The sequence below is a fragment of the Streptomyces sp. NWU339 genome (assembly GCF_003143855.1).
Lineage (GTDB): Bacteria > Actinomycetota > Actinomycetes > Streptomycetales > Streptomycetaceae > Streptomyces.
On record NZ_QFRK01000001.1, the window covers coordinates 365,596 to 383,656 of the forward strand.

Genomic DNA, 18,061 nt, shown 5'->3' on the forward strand with positions numbered 1-18,061 from the left:
CAGCCGGCTCGTGGGGCACGCTGCCTGACCGCGGGCACATCCGCTCACGCATCGCTCACGCAAGGGCCCGAAAACGAAGCAGCGCCCGAGCCGACCGAAGCCGACCCGGACGCTGAAGACCAGGTCAGAGGGGGTAACCCCTTCCCCACATCCGTAGGCCCTGTGGGACTCGAACCCACAACCAATGGATTAAAAGTCCACTGCTCTGCCAATTGAGCTAAGGGCCCTTGGCGATGTTGCCCCCACGAGCATAGCGGGATGTGGGCGCTTCTTTGATCGGGTATCGGCGAGGGGGACCCGGACGTGTCCCGTGGAAAACGCGGGAGGGCCCGCACGACGGGTGTCGTGCGGGCCCTCCCGGGTCGGTCCGGTGCGCCGGGGTCAGCCGTTGCGCTTCCAGCGCGGCTTGTCCTCGCGGCGGCCGAAGGAGCCGCCACCGCGGTGGTCGTCACGGCGGCCGTACGGGCGGTCGTGGGAGGCACCGGAACGGAAGCCGGGGCGGTCGCCCTGACGGTCACGGTTGAACGGACGGTCGCTGCCGCGGTGGCCGCCACGCTCGTCGCGACGGAAGCCGCCACGGTCACGGTCGCCGTCACGGCTGAACCCACTGCGGTCGTCACGGCGTTCGAAGGAACGGCCACCGCGGTCACGGTCACGGTCGAAGGAACGGCCGCCACGGTCACCCCGGTCGTCACGGCGGAAGCCGCCACGGTCGCCGTCACGGCGGTCGTCGCGACGGAAACCGCCGCGGTCACCGCGGTCGTCACGGCGTTCGAAGGAACGGCCGCCCCGGTCGCCGTCACGGCGGTCGAAGGAACGGCCGCCACGGTCACCCCGGTCGCCACGGTCACCCCGGTCGTCACGGCGGAAGCCGCCACGGTCGCGGTCCCTGTCGCGGTTGAACCCACCGCGGTCGTCACGGCGTTCGAAGGAACGGCCGCCACGGTCACCGCGGTCGCCCCGGTCGTCACGGCGGAAGCCGTCCCGGCGCTCGGGGCGCTCGAAGCGCTCCGTGTCGCGCGCGGTCGGCTGCTCCGGCAGCGAGACCACGGTCTGGGCCTGGGCCGCCGCCACCTCAGTGGCCGCCTCGGCCACCGCCGTCTCCGGGTCCTCGCCCCGCTCCCGGGCGGCCCTGGCGACCAGCCGGTCCGCCTCGTCACGCAGTTCGGACGCGCGGCGCTGCGCCCGCTCCAGCTCCTTGGTGAGCTGGGCGACCTCACGCTCCGCGTGCTGCGCCGCGTTGCCCGCCGACTCCGCCTGGACCTCGGTCATCGACCGGGCCCCGGTGATCTCGGCGAGCTCCGGGTCGAAGGCCGCGCCGCCCTGGATGATGTGGCGCGTGGCGTCCACGCCCGCGTCCTCCATCAGCCGGAAGATCTGGCGCCGCTGGTGCGGCAGCGAGAGGGAGACCACGGTGCCGGTACGGCCCGCGCGCGCCGTGCGGCCGGCCCGGTGCAGGTAGTCCTTGTGGTCGCCGGCCGGGTCGACGTTCAGCACCAGGTCGATGCCGTCGACGTGAATACCGCGCGCGGCGACGTCCGTGGCGACCAGGACGTTGACGTAGCCGTCCTTGAAGTCGGCCAGCGTCCGCGTCCGCGCGCCCTGCGTCATGCCGCCGTGCAGCGCGTCGGCCTTCGCACCCGCCTCGCGCAGCTGGTCGGCGACACGGTCCGCGCCCAGCTGGGTGCGGACGAAGATGATGGTGCGGCCCTTGCGGGAGGCGATGGCCGCGGTGACCGGCGCCTTGTCCTTCGGCTTCACGACCAGGATGTGGTGCGACATGGTCGTGACGGCACCCTGGGCGGCGTCGACCTCGTGGCTGACCGGGTCCTTCAGGTACCGGTCGACGAGGGTCTTGATCTCGTTCTCCATCGTCGCGGAGAACAGCATCCGCTGACCGCCCGCCGGAACCTGGTCCAGCAGCTCCGTCACCTCGGGCAGGAAGCCCAGGTCGGACATCTGGTCGGCCTCGTCGAGGACGGCGATCTGCACGTTCTCCAGGGAGCACGCGCCACGGTTGATGATGTCGCGCAGCCGGCCGGGCGTGGCGACGAGGATGTCGACACCGCGCTCGAGGGCGTAGATCTGGTTGCCCATGGAGGTGCCGCCGCAGACGACCTTCATGCGCAGGCCGACGACGTCGCCGTAGGGCTGGAGGGCGTCGGCCACCTGCATGGCCAGCTCACGGGTGGGCGTCAGGATGACGGCCCGCGGCTTGTGCTTCTCGGTCCGGCCACCGGCCAGCGTGGCCAGCGTCGGCAGACCGAAGGAGAGGGTCTTGCCGGAGCCGGTACGGCCCCGGCCGAGGATGTCCTTGCCGGCCAGGGCGTCCGGGATGGTCGCCGCCTGGATCGGGAAGGGGCTGGTCACGCCGTTCTGCGCGAGCTTGCGCACGACGCCCTCGGGAAGACCGAGGTCGGCGAAGGTGAGCTCGGGGGTGTCGTCGGTGACGCCGTCGTCGGCGACATCGATGACGGTGTCGTCGGCGACGTCGGTGATGACGGCGGTGATGTCGGTGTCCACCGAGCTCCCTGCGTTCTCAGGGGTCTCGGGCACGACGACGTGATCAGTACTGGCGATGGGCATACGAATGCGAAACCTTCCGGAGTCTCTTCGGCACGCGCCCGTCAACTCCGTGATTCGCGATTCGCAATATGACCGCCTCGATGCGGTCCACCACGGTAAGGGGAGAGTACGCGCCACACGGCGCGCTCTGCAGTGGCGCCGGGCAAATAGGATCAAACGATCTGCCACCATACGCACCCTCCCCCACCGAAAGCAAACCGATCTCCCCTCACTCCACAGACCCGCAGGTCAGCAGAGTGAAGGCCAATCGGCCCACGCATCGACAGGACGGCAGGACAAGTGCGCATACCGGCGAGGAAACGCTGGAGAAGCCGCTACACCGGCGCCCCCGCCTCCGGCGCCGGCTCCCGCCGCGCCAACTGGGTCTCCGGCGGCTCGTGCGCCGGCGAGGAAGGCTCCGCGACCGTCGGCTCCGGTGTGACCGACGGCTCCGGCGGCGGGGGTGCCGGCTCCGGGTCCGACGGCCGACTCGGCTCCGGTGGATCGGGTCGGCTGTCGGGCGTCGTCGGCTCCGTCGGCCCGCCCGGCCGCCCGGTGTCGTCCGGCGCCGGACCGCTCACCCCCGCGGAGGGCGACGCCTCGGCCGAGGCCGACGCCCCCGCCCCGCCCTTCTCGCGCTTGCCCTTCCCTCCTTGGCCCGCACGGCCCCCGCGCTCGCCCTCGGCCGCCGCGCCGCCATGGCCGTCCACACCTCCCGGCCCCGGCGGCAGCCCTCCGTCGGGCGCCGCACCACCCGGCCGACCCTCGGAATGCGACGGCTTGGCGGCCCCGCCCGCCCCGTCCTCACCGACACTCATACAGCCGGCGGCGGCGGCGACGGCCACGACGGTGGCGGCCAGGCGGACGGGTACGTACAAGGGGCGCACGAGGCCACCTCCGGTCGCGATGCTGGGTCGATGTGTCCAACTCCCGCCGCCCGCCGGAGGACACGCCAACAACGCACCAGTGACAGACTGGTGACCTACCCGTAGCCGAGAGCGTGCAGTCGGGCGTCGTCGATCCCGAAATGATGCGCGATCTCGTGCACCACCGTGATCTCCGCCTCCGCGACGACGTCCTCCCGGGACTCGCACATCCGCAGGGTCGGGCCCCGGTAGATGGTGATCCGGTCCGGCAGCACGCCGGCGTACCACTCGCCCCGCTCCGTCAACGGAGTTCCCTCGTACAGCCCCAGCAGCTCGGGATCGTCCGCCGGGGGCTCGTCCTCGACGAACACCGCGACGTTGTCCATCAGCCTCGTCAGCTCCGGCGGAATCCGGTCGAGCGCCTCGGCCACCAGCTCCTCGAACTCCCCGCGCGTCATCTCCAGCACACCGCCATTGTCAGCCATGACCCGTCCGTACGAGCGCCATCGGACACCCCGCATATCGACTGCTCCGTATGGGCATACGGGACCAATGGTCCGCGTCCCCTCCGTACTCAGGAACCTCCGACACCGCTCCCCAAGGGGCCCGCGCGCACTCAGTCGGCGCCACCGCTCCCGCCGCCGCGTCCCTCCGACGACGACCACCACGCTCGCCCCCCGCCCCCGCCCCTGGAAGCGGGTCCTGGGACTCATCGCCGTCGTTCTGCTGGGCGCCTGGCTCGGCCTGCTGGTCGTGGGCGACGTCCGGGTCCCGGTCGGCCCCATGGACACGACCATGACCCTGCGCCCCTCCCTCACCGGCGGCACGAAGATCAACGTCTCTCCCCTGGGCGCCCTCGAACTCGACAGCCACAACGCCCCCGTCCGCCTCGACGTCAACGTCGACCAGCTCGACCCCGCCCGCTCCCAGGCCCTCGTCGACCACCCCGAACGCCTCTCCGGGCTCCAGGACGAAGTCACCCAGGACATCGCCCGCGGCACAGCCGACCTCGCCGTACGCTCCGTCGTCGCCGTCGTCACCGGCGCCACCGCGCTCGGCCTCATCGTCTACCGCCGGCCCCGCCGCGCCCTGGCCGCGGGCGGCCTCGCCCTCACCCTGCTGGCCGCGTCCGGCGGCACCGCGTACGCCACCTGGAACCCGGACTCCGTCCTCGAACCGAAGTTCTCCGGGCTGCTCTCCTCCGCGCCGTCCCTGGTCGGCAACGCCCGCAGCATCGTCACCGAGTTCGACGTCTACCAAAAAGAGCTGGCCCGCCTGGTCACCAACGTGACGAAGCTCTACGACGCCACCTCCACGCTCCCCGTCTACCAGCCCGACCCGACCACCATCCGGGTCCTGCACGTCTCCGACATCCACCTCAACCCCGCGAGCTGGGCGATCATCGCCTCGCTCGTCGAGCAGTACCGGGTGGACGTCATCGTCGACTCCGGCGACACCATGGACCACGGCACCGCCGCCGAGAACGGCTTCCTCGACCCCGTCGAGGACCTCGGCGCCCCCTATGTCTGGGTCCGCGGCAACCACGACTCCCTGGTCACCCAGCGCTATCTGGAAGGCCTCAAGAACGTCCACGTCCTGGACGAGGGCCGGGCCGAGACCATCGCGGGCCTGCGCTTCGCCGGCACCGGAGACCCCCAGTTCACCCCGGACCGGTCCAAGAAACCCGGAGCCGAGCAGTCCCAGGAACTCGCCGGCGCCCGCCTCGCCTCCGCCCTGCGCGACCAGAAGGCGGCCGGCACCCCGGTCGACGTGGCCGTCGCCCATGAACCGTCGGCGGCTCGCGAGGTCGACGGCACGGTGCCCCTCGTCCTGGCCGGGCACATCCACCGCCAGAAGACGGAGGTCATGAAGTACGGCACCCGGCTCCGCACCGAGGGCTCCACCGGCGGCAGCGGCCTGCGGGCGATCGAGGGCGAGCACCCCGACCCGATCGAGACCTCGATCCTCTACTTCGACCGCGACACACGCCGCCTCCAGGCCTGGGACGCGATCAAGCTGGGCGGCCTGGGTCTCACGACGGCAGAGGTCAGCCGCCACCTCCCGGAGGAGAACCAACCGGGCGCGACGCCGTCCGGGTCCTCCTCCGAGTCCCCTTCCGAGTTCCCCTCCGAATCCCCCTCCCAGTCCCCGCCTCGGCCCCCCTCGACAAGCGCCCCGTAAATCGTTTTGGCGATCGCTCCCGCCATCCCATATGCTTCTCACGTCCCCGACGCGCTGAGAAGCGCCCAGGCGGGCCGATAGCCCTCATCGTCTAGCGGCCTAGGACGCCGCCCTTTCAAGGCGGTAGCACGGGTTCGAATCCCGTTGGGGGCACGCACCACCCTGTGCGACACTGTCGTACGAAGCTTGGTCCTGTGGAGCAGTTAGGAGTGCTCGCCACCCTGTCAAGGTGGAGGCCGCGGGTTCAAATCCCGTCAGGACCGCTGAGGTTTCACGTGAAACCTCGTGGCTGGGTAGCTCAGTTGGTACGAGCGATCGCCTGAAAAGCGATAGGTCGCCGGTTCGACCCCGGCCCCAGCCACAACAACACCCCCTCCGGGTTCCCGGAGGGGGTGTTCGCGTGCGCCGCACCGCCAAAACTGTTGGCCACAAAATTCTCGATGATGAGATCCTGGTTCCCGTATGTCCACGCAACCTGTCTCCGCTTCCGCGTCCTCTTCCGACACCCCCTCCTTCGGAGCCCTCGCCTCCCGCCTGACCGAGCTCTCACTGCGCGATGCGCAGCGGCTCGGGCGCAGGCTCGAAGGCGCGCGCAAGATCCGCAAGCCGGAGGCCCGGACCGCTGTGCTCGACGAGATCGCGGCGGAGGTCACGAAGGCCGAGGAGCGGATGGCCGGGCGGCGTGCGCGTGTCCCGGTGATCACGTATCCGGAGCAGTTGCCGGTCAGCCAGAAGAAGGACACGATCGCCGAGGCCATTCGCGATCACCAGGTGGTGATCGTCGCGGGCGAGACGGGTTCGGGCAAGACCACGCAGATCCCGAAGATCTGCATGGAGCTGGGCCGGGGCGTCCGCGGGATGATCGGGCACACACAGCCCCGCCGGATCGCCGCCCGCACGGTGGCCGAACGTGTCGCCGAGGAGCTGGACACTCCGCTCGGGGAGGCCGTCGGCTGGAAGGTGCGGTTCACCGATCAGGTGAGTCCGGACTCCACCTTCGTGAAGTTGATGACCGACGGCATCCTGCTCGCCGAGATCCAGACGGACCGGGAGCTGCGCGCCTACGACACGATCATCATCGACGAGGCCCACGAGCGGTCGCTGAACATCGACTTCCTGCTGGGGTATCTCGCTCAGCTGCTGCCGCGGCGCCCGGACCTGAAGGTCGTCATCACCTCGGCGACCATCGACCCGGAGCGGTTCTCCCGGCATTTCGGCGATGCTCCGATCATCGAGGTCAGCGGTCGTACGTATCCCGTCGAGGTCCGGTACCGGCCGTTGCTCGAGGAGGATTCGCAGGACGCCGACCGTGACCAGATCACCGCGATCACGGACGCGGTCGAGGAGCTGATCGCCGAGGGACCGGGCGACATCCTGGTCTTCCTCTCCGGTGAGCGGGAGATCCGGGACACGGCGGACGCGCTGACGAAGAAGCAGTACAGGTTCACCGAAGTGCTGCCGCTGTACGCGCGGCTCTCGCACGCCGAGCAGCACCGGGTCTTCCAGCAGCACAGCGGCCGCAGGATCGTTCTCGCGACCAACGTGGCGGAGACGTCGCTGACGGTGCCGGGCATCAAGTACGTCATCGACCCGGGCTTCGCCCGTATCTCCCGGTACAGCCACCGGACCAAGGTGCAGCGGCTGCCGATCGAGCCGGTGTCGCAGGCCAGCGCCAATCAGCGCAAGGGCCGCTGCGGGCGTACGTCGGACGGCATCTGCATCCGGCTGTACAGCGAGGACGACTTCGACGCCCGCCCGGAGTTCACGGACGCGGAGATCCTCCGTACGAACCTGGCGTCGGTCATCCTGCAGATGACGGCGGCGGGTCTGGGCGACATCGAGAAGTTCCCGTTCATCGATCCGCCGGACCACCGGAACATCCGGGACGGCGTGCAGTTGCTGCAGGAGCTCAACGCGCTGGACCCGGCGCAGAAGGACCCTCGCAAGCGGCTGACGGAGACCGGGCGGAAGCTGGCCCAGCTGCCGGTCGACCCACGGCTGGCGCGCATGGTGCTGGAGGCGGACCGCAACGGCTGTGTCCGCGAGGTGATGGTGATCGCGGCGGCGCTGTCCATCCAGGACCCGCGTGAGCGGCCGTCCGACAAGCAGACCCAGGCGGACCAGCAGCATGCCCGGTTCCGGGACGAGACCAGCGACTTCCTCGCCTACCTGAACCTGTGGCGCTATGTGCGCGAGCAGCAGAAGGAGCGCGGCTCGTCGTCCTTCCGGCGCATGTGCAAGCAGGAGTATCTGAACTTCCTGCGGATCCGTGAGTGGCAGGACATCTACACGCAGTTGCGCACGGTCGCCAAGCAGATGGGCATCCACCTCAACGAGGAGGACGCGCCCGGGGACCGTATCCATGTCTCGCTGCTCGCGGGTCTGCTCTCCCACATCGGGATGAAGGACGTGAAGGAGTCGAAGGACTCCGGTGCGGCCGGGCACAAGGACGGGAGCGGTCGCAAGGACGGAGGCGGGCGCAACGAGTACGTGGGGGCGCGCAACGCCAAGTTCGCGATCTTCCCCGGTTCGGCGTTGTTCAAGAAGCCGCCGCGGTTCGTGATGTCGGCGGAGCTCGTCGAGACGTCCCGGCTGTGGGCCCGGGTCAACGCGAAGATCGAGCCGGAGTGGGTCGAGCCGCTCGCCGGGCATCTGCTGAAGCGCACGTACAGCGAACCGCACTGGGAGAAGGACCAGGCCGCGGTGATGGCGTACGAGAAGGTCACGCTGTACGGCGTCCCGATCGTCGCCCACCGCAAGGTGAACTACGGTCGGATCGACGCCGAGGTGTCGCGCGAGCTGTTCATCCGCCATGCCCTGGTCGAGGGTGACTGGCGCACGCACCACAAGTTCTTCGCGGACAACCGCAGGCTGCTCACCGAGGTCGAGGAGCTGGAGCACCGGGCGCGGCGCCGGAACATCCTGGTCGACGACGAGACCCTGTTCGACTTCTACGACCAGCGGGTTCCCGAGCACGTCGTGTCGGGGGCCCACTTCGACTCGTGGTGGAAGCGCAAGCGGCACGAGCAGCCGGACTTCCTCGACTTCGAGCGCGAGATGCTCATCCGTGAGTCGGCGGAGGCCGTCACCAAGGCCGACTATCCGGATTCCTGGCGGCAGGGCGCCCTCACGTTCCGGGTGACGTACCAGTTCGAGCCGGGTGCGGACGCGGACGGGGTGACGGTCCATGTTCCGCTCCAGGTGCTGAACCAGGTCACGGAGGAGGGCTTCGACTGGCAGATCCCGGGTCTGCGGGAGGAGGTCGTCACGGAGCTGATCCGTTCCCTCCCCAAGCCGATCCGCCGCAACTACGTGCCGGCGCCGAACTACGCGAAGGCGTTCCTGGAGAGAGCGGTTCCGCTGCAGGAGCCGCTGACCACGACGATGGCGCGTGAGCTGAAGCGCATGGTCGGGGTGCCCTTCGACGCGGACGACTTCGACTGGTCCAAGGTCCCCGACCATTTGAAGGTCACGTTCCGGATCGTCGACGAGCGTCGTCGCAAGCTCGACGAGGACAAGGACCTCGAAGCGCTCCGGATCCGGCTCAAGCCGAAGGCCCGCAAGGCGCTCTCGCGGGCGGCGGCCGCCACGGCCGAACGCCGGGGTGGCGAGTCCCTGGAGCGTACGGGGCTGACCGACTGGACCGTCGGCACACTGACCCGCGTCTTCGAGACACGGCGGGCCGGTCAGCCGGTGAAGGCGTTCCCGGCACTGGTCGACGACGGCGACACGGTCTCCGTACGGCTCTTCGACACGGAGGCGGAGCAGCAGCCGGCGATGTGGAAGGGCACGCGTCGGCTGATCCTGCGCAACATCCCGGTGAGTCCCGCGAAGTTCGCATCCGAAAAGTTGACGAACCCCCAGAAGCTCGCTCTGTCGGCGAATCCGCACGGTTCGATCCAGGCGCTGTTCGACGACTGCGCGATGGCGGCGGCGGACCGGCTGATCGCGGACTTCGGTGGGCCCGTGTGGGACGAGGAGTCGTATCGCAAGCTGTACGACAAGGTGCGCGCGGAGATCGTGGACACGACCGTCCGTGCGGTGGATCAGGTGCAGCAGGTACTTGCCGCCTGGCAGGCGTGTGAGCGGCGGCTGAAGAGCGTGCGCAGCCCCGCGCTGCTGGCGAACCTCCAGGACGTGCGGGGGCAGCTGGACGCCCTGGTGAAGCCGGGGTTCGTGACGGAGACGGGGTTGCGGCGGCTGCCGGACCTGATGCGGTACCTGGTGGCCGTGGACCGTCGTCTGCAGCAGATGCCGGCGAACGCCCAGCGGGACACGACCCGCATGGAGAAGGTCCAGGAGATGCGGGACGAGTACGCCTGGCTGCTGGAGCAGATGCCGCAGGGGCGGCCGGTGCCGCAGCAGGTGCTGGACATCCGCTGGATGATCGAGGAGCTCCGGGTCAGCTATTTCGCCCACGCGCTGGGCACGGCGTACCCGGTGTCGGACAAGCGGATCGTGAAGGCGATCGACGCCGCCGTTCCGTGACGGAAGCGGCACGCAGGGTGAATTCGACCAGCGGGCCACGACTCCTGTACAGTCTCTTCTCGCAGCGCAAGACGGTAATCGCGCCGCGAAACCTGGTCCTGTGGAGCAGTTAGGAGTGCTCGCCACCCTGTCAAGGTGGAGGCCGCGGGTTCAAATCCCGTCAGGACCGCTTTCACGAAGGGGCCCGCACCGTACGGTGCGGGCCCCTTCGCCGTACTTGAGACCGGGCCGGGGCAGAGGCCGCGCCCGCGGCGGCAGCCGCCGTCGAACACAGCGAACCCCGTCAGGACCGCATCCACCAAGGCGCCCGCACCATGTGGCGCGGACCCTTTCGCCGTATCCGCGACCAGGCCGCGCCCGTGGCGGTCGCCGTAACGGTGAGGTCCTTCTCGCCAGGTTTCGTCGTCGCCCTCTCTCCCACTCCCCCCTCGCGGCGTCGCCATTCGCCACCCGAAGGCCCTCACCGGCGGCGTGAGGGCCTTTCATGCGGTCCCGCGTGTTCCAGGGCCCCACGCCCCGTGTCGAGCGCCTCTGAGGCTTCCCGGCGGAACTCCCTGTGTCTTGACGGGGCGGGATTCCCTGGGTACCCCGGACAGCAGGGCGGGCCGCTCTCCGTGCGGCCCTCTGGAGGTGGCACATGACCGCATCGGCCAGGCACGAAACGCAGGCGTTACTCCGCGCGCACCTGTTGGCCGCGTCGTCGTTCGGGGGGCATCTCACCCGCCACTGTCCTGTCTGCCACCGCCTGTTGCGGCTGGCGATGGACTCCGCCCCCCACGACTCCTTCCCCCGCCCCACCGAATCCACCGAACCCACCGAACCCCCCGAAGGCACAGAGCGGCCACCGGAGCCCGTCGAGGGCGAGGGCGCCGCGACCGCCTAGCCCACCGCCCCGCCCAGCACCCCGGCCACCCGGTTACCGGGCCCCACCGCCGAGTTGCTCGCCTCGCCCCCGACGCCCACCCCCTCTAGCGCATATGCCGGTGGCTCAACAACCCAGCCGGTATGTGACGGGTGTCACCGCACGAGTTTTGGAATGTGCGGTACTCACTCCCGTCCTATGCCAAGTCAATTTAATATGTACAATTGCACTCTCTTCAGGGGCCCGCACAAGCCTCCGCACAGATGGCCCCACAGTCGCCCCCGGAGTCGGACAAGCTCGCGCACGAAGCACCCGTCGGCCCACCCGGCCGGCCTTTCCGGGGCCTCGGCCAGCACCGATCACCGAGCGTTCACACCGACCGGCCGACAGCCCACCGCACAAAAAATCGCGCTGGACTCGGCGGAGTCCAGCGCGATCGACGACGCACCCTGTGCAGCTGCCTGGAAAGTTCTGTTCGGCGTGGGAGAGGGGCCTGTTGGGGCAGTCCCCGCGTCGTGTGGAGCTGTGGTTCCGAACGCCTCGACCAGTTGGGGGACCAGCCGGTTCGTCCGGGTTATTCAGTTGTTCAGGCCTCGCTGCGCTGCTGCGGAATGCCCGCGAGCAGGGCGCGGACCTCAGCTTCGCGGTAGCGGCGGTGCCCGCCGAGCGTGCGGATCGACGTGAGCTTGCCGGCCTTCGCCCAACGCGTGACCGTCTTCGGGTCCACGCGGAACATGGTGGCGACCTCAGCCGGGGTCAGCAGCGGCTCGGCATCAGGGGTGCGAGCGGTCATGAGCGGCCTCCTCGGGAGAACCGAACCTTCTCGGTTCTTTCCTCTAAATTCTGCACCTTGACCCGCGTTGCCCGAAATGGTGGACGCGGGTCGAGTCGGTTATAGGACGAACGGCTTGTCCTCGGCACTACAACTACACCATCCGTCCAGCCGCGTCGGCCAAACCGATGGAATTGCCCTCCCAGGTGTTCATCAGCCGCGGAAGCCGATGGACCATGCCATAGCGGACAGTCACTCGCCTGTGACGATCAGTCACAGGCGAGATCAGGAGCCACTCGACCCCCCAAAGCGGGCAATGCTGAGATTCCGCCCATAGTCGAGCACAGCAGGACGGAGGAGCCCTCCCGGACTCCTTGTCCTATTTTGGCACGAGGGGGTGCAAGGGGCGCAAGGGCCGCGTACGTGCGGTCCGTCACGCTTGACCCGCTTGGGACATACGCCCGGATCGGCATCTACGTCCGTTGTCGGGTTCGGGTTGACGAAACCTCAGGGCGACGACAAAACCTCAAGAAGGGCGTTTGGTCAAACGCCCGTTCGCCACCTCGGCCGTGCGGCGGGCGTCAGTTGGCCGACCGCAGATCCCGTACGGAACGCCACCGCTCCACCAGCCGCCCGTAGGCCTCCCCCGCGGCCACTCCGTCGCCGCGGCGCAGGGCCGCGATCCCCTCGGCCACGTCGGCCGCCGAGTGGTCGTCCTCCAGGGCGCCGGCCGGCAGGACGTGCACCAGGCCGCCGTAGTCCAGCTCGACCAGTGAGCGCGGATGGAACTCCTCCAACCAGCGCCCGACGTCCACCAGGCCGTCGATCAGCGGCCCTCCGTCCATGGTGTCTTTCAGTGCCCGCAGTCCGCGTGCCACCCGCCGCCGCGCCTCGACCATGGGCGTCCGGTAGCGCAGTACGGGAGTCCCGGTGGAACCCGCGCCGGCGGAACCCTTGTCGTACTCGCGCTCCTCGTCCGAGACCAGCACGAACCAGTTGATCGGCACCTGCCAGGTCGCCGTGCGGATCCACGGCCGGGCGTCGGGGTGGGCGGCCAGCCAGCGCTCGTAGTCCTCGGCGGCCTGGCGTCGTACGAACGGGGGCAGCAGCGTGTCCAGGACGGGCAGGGGAAATTCCTCGGCGAGTTCGCCCAGGGCCTGCCAGCCGCGCAGCCGGGTGCGCCAGGGGCAGACGCAGACCACTCCGTCGACCTCCAGCACGAACGCGTCGTCGCTCTCCCGCACCGGAACCGGGACCGGCGGGGTGGGCACGACGTCGGCCAGGGCCCGGCGGAGTTCGTCCTGGTAGGAGGGGAGGTCGGTGCGGCGGGCGTAACGTGCCCAGTGGCCGCGCTCCGGCTCCGGGAAGGCGGCCAGTGGTTCGTACACGCGCAGATAGGTCGCGTAGGGCACGACCACCGAGGAGACCTTGGGCACGCCTGCTCCCTCCCCCGCGCACCGGCGCGAAAACCTGCGGGCCCGCTCACGCGCGCGCGGGGGACGCGGACGCACGGGCAATCCAGGCAAATGGTCGCACGGTGACACCCCGGGAGTGACCACGGGAACGTGATCCTGGACACGTCGCCGCTCTCGGGCACGGCAGGGCCTAATCTCGTGCTCACAGCCTCCGCGGGCTCCCCCATCGCCACAAGCGGCGGGGGAGTTTTCGGGATCTGCGTCCACCCGCCGCTACTTACTCAGGAGTCACCACCGTGACCGACGTATCTGACGGCGTCCTGCACACCCTGTTCCGTTCGGACCAGGGCGGTCACGAGCAAGTCGTGCTCTGCCAGGACCGTGCAAGTGGCCTCAAGGCCGTCATCGCCCTCCACTCCACCGCCCTGGGCCCCGCCCTCGGCGGTACGCGCTTCTACCCGTACGCGACCGAGGAGCAGGCCGTCGCCGACGCGCTGAACCTCGCCCGCGGGATGTCGTACAAGAACGCCATGGCCGGTCTCGACCACGGCGGCGGCAAGGCAGTGATCATCGGGGATCCCGAGACGGTCAAGAGCGAGGAGCTGCTGCTCGCCTACGGCCGGTTCGTCGCCTCACTGGGCGGCCGGTACGTCACCGCCTGTGACGTCGGCACCTACGTCGCGGACATGGACGTCGTGGCCCGCGAGTGCCGCTGGACCACGGGCCGCTCCCCGGAGAACGGCGGCGCGGGCGACTCCTCGGTGCTCACCTCCTTCGGTGTCTACCAGGGCATGCGGGCCGCCGCCCAGCACCTGTGGGGCGACCCCTCTCTGCGCGACCGCAAGGTCGGCGTCGCGGGAGTCGGCAAGGTCGGCCACCACCTGGTGGAACACCTGCTCAAGGAGGGCGCGGAGGTCCTGGTCACCGACGTGCGCGAGGACGCCGTGCGGCGGGTCCTGGACCGGCACCCACGGGGCGTCACGGCCGTCGCCGACACCGAGGCGCTGATCCGGGCCGAGGGGCTGGACGTGTACGCCCCCTGCGCACTGGGTGGTGCCCTGAACGACGACAGCGTGCCGGTCCTGACCGCCAAGGTGGTCTGCGGCGCCGCCAACAACCAGCTCGCCCACCCGGGTGTGGAGAAGGACCTCGCCGACCGCGGGATCCTCTACGCGCCGGACTACGTGGTGAACGCCGGCGGTGTCATCCAGGTCGCCGACGAGCTGCACGGCTTCGACTTCGACCGGTGCAGGGCGAAGGCGGCGAAGATCTTCGACACCACGCTCGCGATCTTCACACGTGCGAAGTCCGACGGGATTCCGCCGGCCGCGGCGGCCGACCGGATCGCCGAGCAGCGGATGGCGGAGGCCCGCGCGGCGCGCTGAAACAGGCTGTAAACCGTAAACAGGAACGCAGACAGGAACGCCGATGCCGGACGGGGGCGGGGACGGGCCGGTGGGTCCGTCCCCGCCCCCGTCCGGACGCTGTTCGTACGTTTGGCCGGTACCCGCGGCGGGGTACTTCGAGAGAACTCTCACTTCTCTCGGCGGGTCGGCCCTCGACAAGTGCTTGAAATCGCAGTTGACCTGCGAGAACAGGGTGCCGTAAGGGTCACGGAAGGGGGCACGTCACGCGGGCGACGTACCGTATGGGCGTGGGCTCAGGTACCGTGGGAGCCCTACGGACCGGCCTCTCCACGGAGAGTCCGTTCCGGACTATGAACGCGTGTCAAGACTCTGGGGCCGTCGAGCCCCGTCGTTGAGGGGGTCGAGCCATGGGGCGCGGCCGGGCCAAGGCCAAGCAGACAAAGGTCGCCCGCCAGCTGAAGTACAACAGCGGCGGGACGGATCTCGCACGTCTGGCCGAGGAGCTGGGTGCATCACCTTCGAACACGTCACCGAATGTCAACGGTGACCCGGTCGAGGACGATGAGCAGGACGACCTGTACGCACGGTACGCCGACCTCTATGAGGACGACGACGAGGACGAGGACGGCCAGTCCTCTCCCCAACGTCGTGGCGCTTGACCTTGCACTGATTCATCAGCCCGGTCGGTGACTCCGGTCACCGACCGGGTTCTGTGCTGCCCGCACGCCCCGGGTTCCGGGCGCGGCCCGGTGGTGCCGGGTCCACTGGCCCCGGTCCGCCGGTCCGCGCGGGGAGTCACCGTGCTCGGCCTGCCGCTCGGTGTGCTCGTCCTGCATCAGCTCGCGTAGTCACCCACCAGTGCCGCTCCCGTCGTGTACTCGCCGCGGTCGGTGATCTCGCCGGCCACCCAGGCGTCCACACCACGGTCGGCCAGCGTGGTCAGCGCCGCGTCCGTGGACTCCTCCGGCACGATCGCGATCATGCCGACGCCCATGTTGAGGGTGCGCTCCAGCTCCAGGCGCTCGACCGAACCGGTCCGGCCGACGAGGTCGAAGACCGGGGCCGGGCTCCAGGTGGAGCGGTCCACGACCGCGTGCAGCCCGTCCGGGACGACGCGGGCCAGGTTGGCCGCGAGGCCGCCGCCGGTGACGTGGCTGAAGGCGTGCACCTCGGTGGTGCGGATCAGGGCCAGGCAGTCCAGCGAGTAGATCCGGGTGGGCTCCAGGAGCTCCTCCCCGAGGGTGCGGCCCAGCTCATCGATCCGGCTCTCCAGGGCGAGCCCGGCCTGGTTCAGCAGGACGTGCCGGACCAGCGAGTACCCGTTCGAGTGGAGCCCGGAGGCGGCCATGGCGACGACCCGGTCACCCTTGCGGATGCGGTCCGGGCCGAGCTGCCGGTCGGCCTCCACGACGCCCGTACCGGCGCCGGCGACGTCGAAGTCGTCCTCGCCCAGCAGGCCGGGGTGCTCGGCCGTCTCCCCGCCGACCAGGGCGCAGCCGGCCAGTACACAGCCTTCGGCGATGCCCTTGACGATGGCGGCGACCCGCTCGGGGTGGACCTTGCCGACACAGATGTAGTCGGTCATGAACAGCGGCTCGGCGCCGCACACCACGATGTCGTCCATCACCATGGCGACCAGGTCGTGCCCGATGGTGTCGTAGACGCCCATGCGGCGGGCGATGTCGACCTTGGTGCCGACGCCGTCCGTGGCGGAGGCCAGCAGGGGACGCTCGTACCTCTTCAGGGCGGAGGCGTCGAAGAGGCCGGCGAAACCGCCGAGGCCGCCGAGGACCTCGGGGCGCCGCGCCTTCTTCACCCACTCCTTCATCAGCTCGACCGCTCGGTCACCCGCGTCGATGTCGACGCCCGCGGTCCTGTACGACGCCGCCGCGTGGCCGGCGCCAGTGTTCTCAGACATGACTGGGAGAGCCTTCGTCTCGTTACGGCAGGGCAGGGCTTACGGGCGGCGGATCGCGTCGAGCGCGGCCGGCTCGGCCGTACCGGCGGCCAGCTCCGACTCCAGGAGCCGCTTGCCGAGGAGCTCCGGATCGGGCAGCTCCATCGGGTACTCGCCGTCGAAGCAGGCGCGGCACAGGTTCGGCTTGGCGATGGTCGTCGCCTCGATCATGCCGTCGATGGAGATGTACGCCAGGGAGTCGGCGCCGAGCGAGGTGCCGATCTCGTCGATGGACATGCCGTTGGCGATCAGCTCGGCGCGGGTCGCGAAGTCGATGCCGAAGAAGCACGGCCACTTCACCGGCGGCGAGGAGATCCGGATGTGGATCTCGGCGGCACCCGCCTCGCGGAGCATGCGGACCAGGGCGCGCTGGGTGTTGCCGCGCACGATCGAGTCGTCGACGACGACCAGGCGCTTGCCCTTGATGACGTCCTTGAGCGGGTTCAGCTTCAGTCGGATGCCGAGCTGGCGGATGGTCTGCGAGGGCTGGATGAACGTACGGCCGACGTACGCGTTCTTCACCAGGCCGTTGCCGAAGGGGATGCCGGAGGCCTCCGCGTAGCCGATGGCGGCCGGGGTGCCGGACTCCGGGGTCGCTATCACCAGGTCGGCCTCGGCGGGCGCCTCCTCGGCGAGGCGGCGGCCCATCTCGACGCGCGAGAGGTAGACGTTCCGGCCGGCGATGTCGGTGTCCGGGCGGGCCAGGTACACGTACTCGAAGACACAGCCCTTGGGCTTCGCTTCCGCGAATCGGGAAGAGCGCAGTCCGTTCTCGTCGATGGCGACGAACTCGCCGGGCTCGATCTCGCGGACGAAGCTGGCGCCGCAGATGTCGAGGGCGGCGGACTCGGAGGCGATGACCCAGCCGCGCTCGAGCCGGCCGAGGACCAGCGGGCGGATGCCCTGCGGGTCGCGGGCGGCGTACAGCGTGTTCTCGTCCATGAAGACGAGGCTGAAGGCGCCCTTGACCTGCGGAAGGACCACGTGCGCGGCCTGCTCCACGGTCACCGGTTCGCCGTCGGCGGCACGCTGGCCGGCCAGCAGGGCGGTTATCAGGTCGGTGTCGTTGGTGGCCGCCACCTTCGGGGCGCGGCCGTTCTCCTTGGGCAGCTCGGCCACCAGCTCGGCGAGCTCCGCCGTGTTGACCAGGTTGCCGTTGTGGCCGAGCGCGATCGAGCCGTGCGCGGTGGCGCGGAACGTCGGCTGGGCGTTCTCCCACACGGAGGCGCCGGTGGTCGAGTAGCGGGCGTGACCGACCGCGATATGACCCTGGAGCGAACCGAGCGAGGTCTCGTCGAAGACCTGGGAAACCAGGCCCATGTCCTTGAAAACGAGGATCTGGGAGCCGTTGCTGACCGCGATACCCGCGGATTCCTGACCCCGATGCTGGAGGGCGTACAGCCCGAAATACGTGAGCTTGGCGACCTCTTCGCCCGGAGCCCAGACACCGAAGACGCCGCAGGCGTCCTGGGGGCCCTTCTCTCCGGGGAGCAGGTCGTGGTTGAGTCGTCCGTCACCACGTGGCACGGCACCGAGTGTAGGCGAGGTCGAGTGCTGGTCCGAATTGGGTGCACCACCTCAGCCCTGG

General features: G+C 69.7%; 12 protein-coding genes and 5 tRNA genes. 9 read left to right on the forward strand and 8 right to left on the reverse strand.

What is annotated here, in order from left to right; translation table 11 throughout:
* Positions 1 to 154: 154 nt before the first annotated feature.
* The 4 genes from DIZ27_RS01680 to DIZ27_RS01695 form a co-directional block, all read right to left on the reverse strand.
* A tRNA-Lys gene (locus tag DIZ27_RS01680) sits at positions 155 to 227 on the reverse strand.
* A gap of 154 nt (positions 228 to 381) precedes the next feature.
* A complete protein-coding gene (locus tag DIZ27_RS01685) occupies positions 382 to 2,586 on the reverse strand; it encodes a DEAD/DEAH box helicase (RefSeq protein ID WP_109376435.1) in 2,205 nt (734 codons plus the stop codon).
* Positions 2,587 to 2,900: 314 nt separating this feature from the next.
* Positions 2,901 to 3,452 carry a hypothetical protein gene (locus tag DIZ27_RS01690; RefSeq protein WP_109376436.1) on the reverse strand — a complete coding sequence of 184 codons (552 nt, stop codon included), beginning with the start codon at positions 3,450 to 3,452 and terminating at the stop codon, positions 2,901 to 2,903.
* A 95-nt stretch (positions 3,453 to 3,547) separates the two neighbouring features.
* Positions 3,548 to 3,898: a metallopeptidase family protein gene (locus tag DIZ27_RS01695; RefSeq protein WP_055593280.1), complete on the reverse strand. Its 351-nt coding sequence runs from the start codon at positions 3,896 to 3,898 to the stop codon at positions 3,548 to 3,550.
* Between the two features lie 85 nt (positions 3,899 to 3,983).
* On the opposite strand from DIZ27_RS01695, the gene DIZ27_RS01700 reads away from it, so the two are divergent.
* The 7 genes from DIZ27_RS01700 to DIZ27_RS01735 all read left to right on the forward strand — a co-directional run bounded on the left by DIZ27_RS01700 (position 3,984) and on the right by DIZ27_RS01735 (position 10,983).
* Complete coding sequence (locus tag DIZ27_RS01700; protein WP_109376437.1) at positions 3,984 to 5,612, forward strand: metallophosphoesterase; 1,629 nt, start codon at positions 3,984 to 3,986, stop codon at positions 5,610 to 5,612.
* A gap of 80 nt (positions 5,613 to 5,692) precedes the next feature.
* Positions 5,693 to 5,765 (forward strand) — tRNA-Glu (locus DIZ27_RS01705).
* 35 nt (positions 5,766 to 5,800) lie between these two features.
* A tRNA-Asp gene (locus tag DIZ27_RS01710) sits at positions 5,801 to 5,875 on the forward strand.
* A gap of 24 nt (positions 5,876 to 5,899) precedes the next feature.
* Positions 5,900 to 5,973, forward strand: a tRNA-Phe gene (locus DIZ27_RS01715).
* 101 nt (positions 5,974 to 6,074) lie between these two features.
* Entirely contained in the window at positions 6,075 to 10,100 is a 4,026-nt protein-coding gene (gene hrpA / locus DIZ27_RS01720; RefSeq protein ID WP_109376438.1) for an ATP-dependent RNA helicase HrpA, read from the forward strand.
* A 94-nt stretch (positions 10,101 to 10,194) separates the two neighbouring features.
* Positions 10,195 to 10,269 (forward strand) — tRNA-Asp (locus DIZ27_RS01725).
* A 468-nt stretch (positions 10,270 to 10,737) separates the two neighbouring features.
* Entirely contained in the window at positions 10,738 to 10,983 is a 246-nt protein-coding gene (locus DIZ27_RS01735; protein WP_109376440.1) for a DUF6274 family protein, read from the forward strand.
* Between the two features lie 565 nt (positions 10,984 to 11,548).
* Here DIZ27_RS01735 and bldC read toward each other — a convergent pair.
* Both bldC and DIZ27_RS01745 read right to left on the reverse strand, forming a co-directional pair.
* Positions 11,549 to 11,755, reverse strand: a complete 207-nt coding sequence (gene bldC, locus DIZ27_RS01740; RefSeq protein ID WP_003949541.1) for a developmental transcriptional regulator BldC — start codon at positions 11,753 to 11,755, stop codon at positions 11,549 to 11,551.
* A gap of 560 nt (positions 11,756 to 12,315) precedes the next feature.
* A complete protein-coding gene (locus DIZ27_RS01745) occupies positions 12,316 to 13,170 on the reverse strand; it encodes a hypothetical protein (protein WP_109376441.1) in 855 nt (284 codons plus the stop codon).
* A 275-nt stretch (positions 13,171 to 13,445) separates the two neighbouring features.
* On the opposite strand from DIZ27_RS01745, the gene DIZ27_RS01750 reads away from it, so the two are divergent.
* Both DIZ27_RS01750 and DIZ27_RS01755 read left to right on the forward strand, forming a co-directional pair.
* Positions 13,446 to 14,534 (forward strand): Glu/Leu/Phe/Val dehydrogenase dimerization domain-containing protein, encoded by a 1,089-nt coding sequence (locus DIZ27_RS01750; RefSeq protein WP_109376442.1) that lies wholly within the window; start codon positions 13,446 to 13,448, stop codon positions 14,532 to 14,534.
* Between the two features lie 389 nt (positions 14,535 to 14,923).
* Positions 14,924 to 15,175: a DUF3073 domain-containing protein gene (locus DIZ27_RS01755; RefSeq protein ID WP_109376443.1), complete on the forward strand. Its 252-nt coding sequence runs from the start codon at positions 14,924 to 14,926 to the stop codon at positions 15,173 to 15,175.
* A gap of 176 nt (positions 15,176 to 15,351) precedes the next feature.
* Here DIZ27_RS01755 and purM read toward each other — a convergent pair whose 3' ends face one another.
* Complete coding sequence (gene purM / locus DIZ27_RS01760) at positions 15,352 to 16,434, reverse strand: phosphoribosylformylglycinamidine cyclo-ligase (protein WP_109376444.1); 1,083 nt, start codon at positions 16,432 to 16,434, stop codon at positions 15,352 to 15,354.
* 39 nt (positions 16,435 to 16,473) lie between these two features.
* A complete protein-coding gene (gene purF / locus DIZ27_RS01765; RefSeq protein ID WP_109376445.1) occupies positions 16,474 to 18,000 on the reverse strand; it encodes an amidophosphoribosyltransferase in 1,527 nt (508 codons plus the stop codon).
* Positions 18,001 to 18,061: the final 61 nt, after the last annotated feature.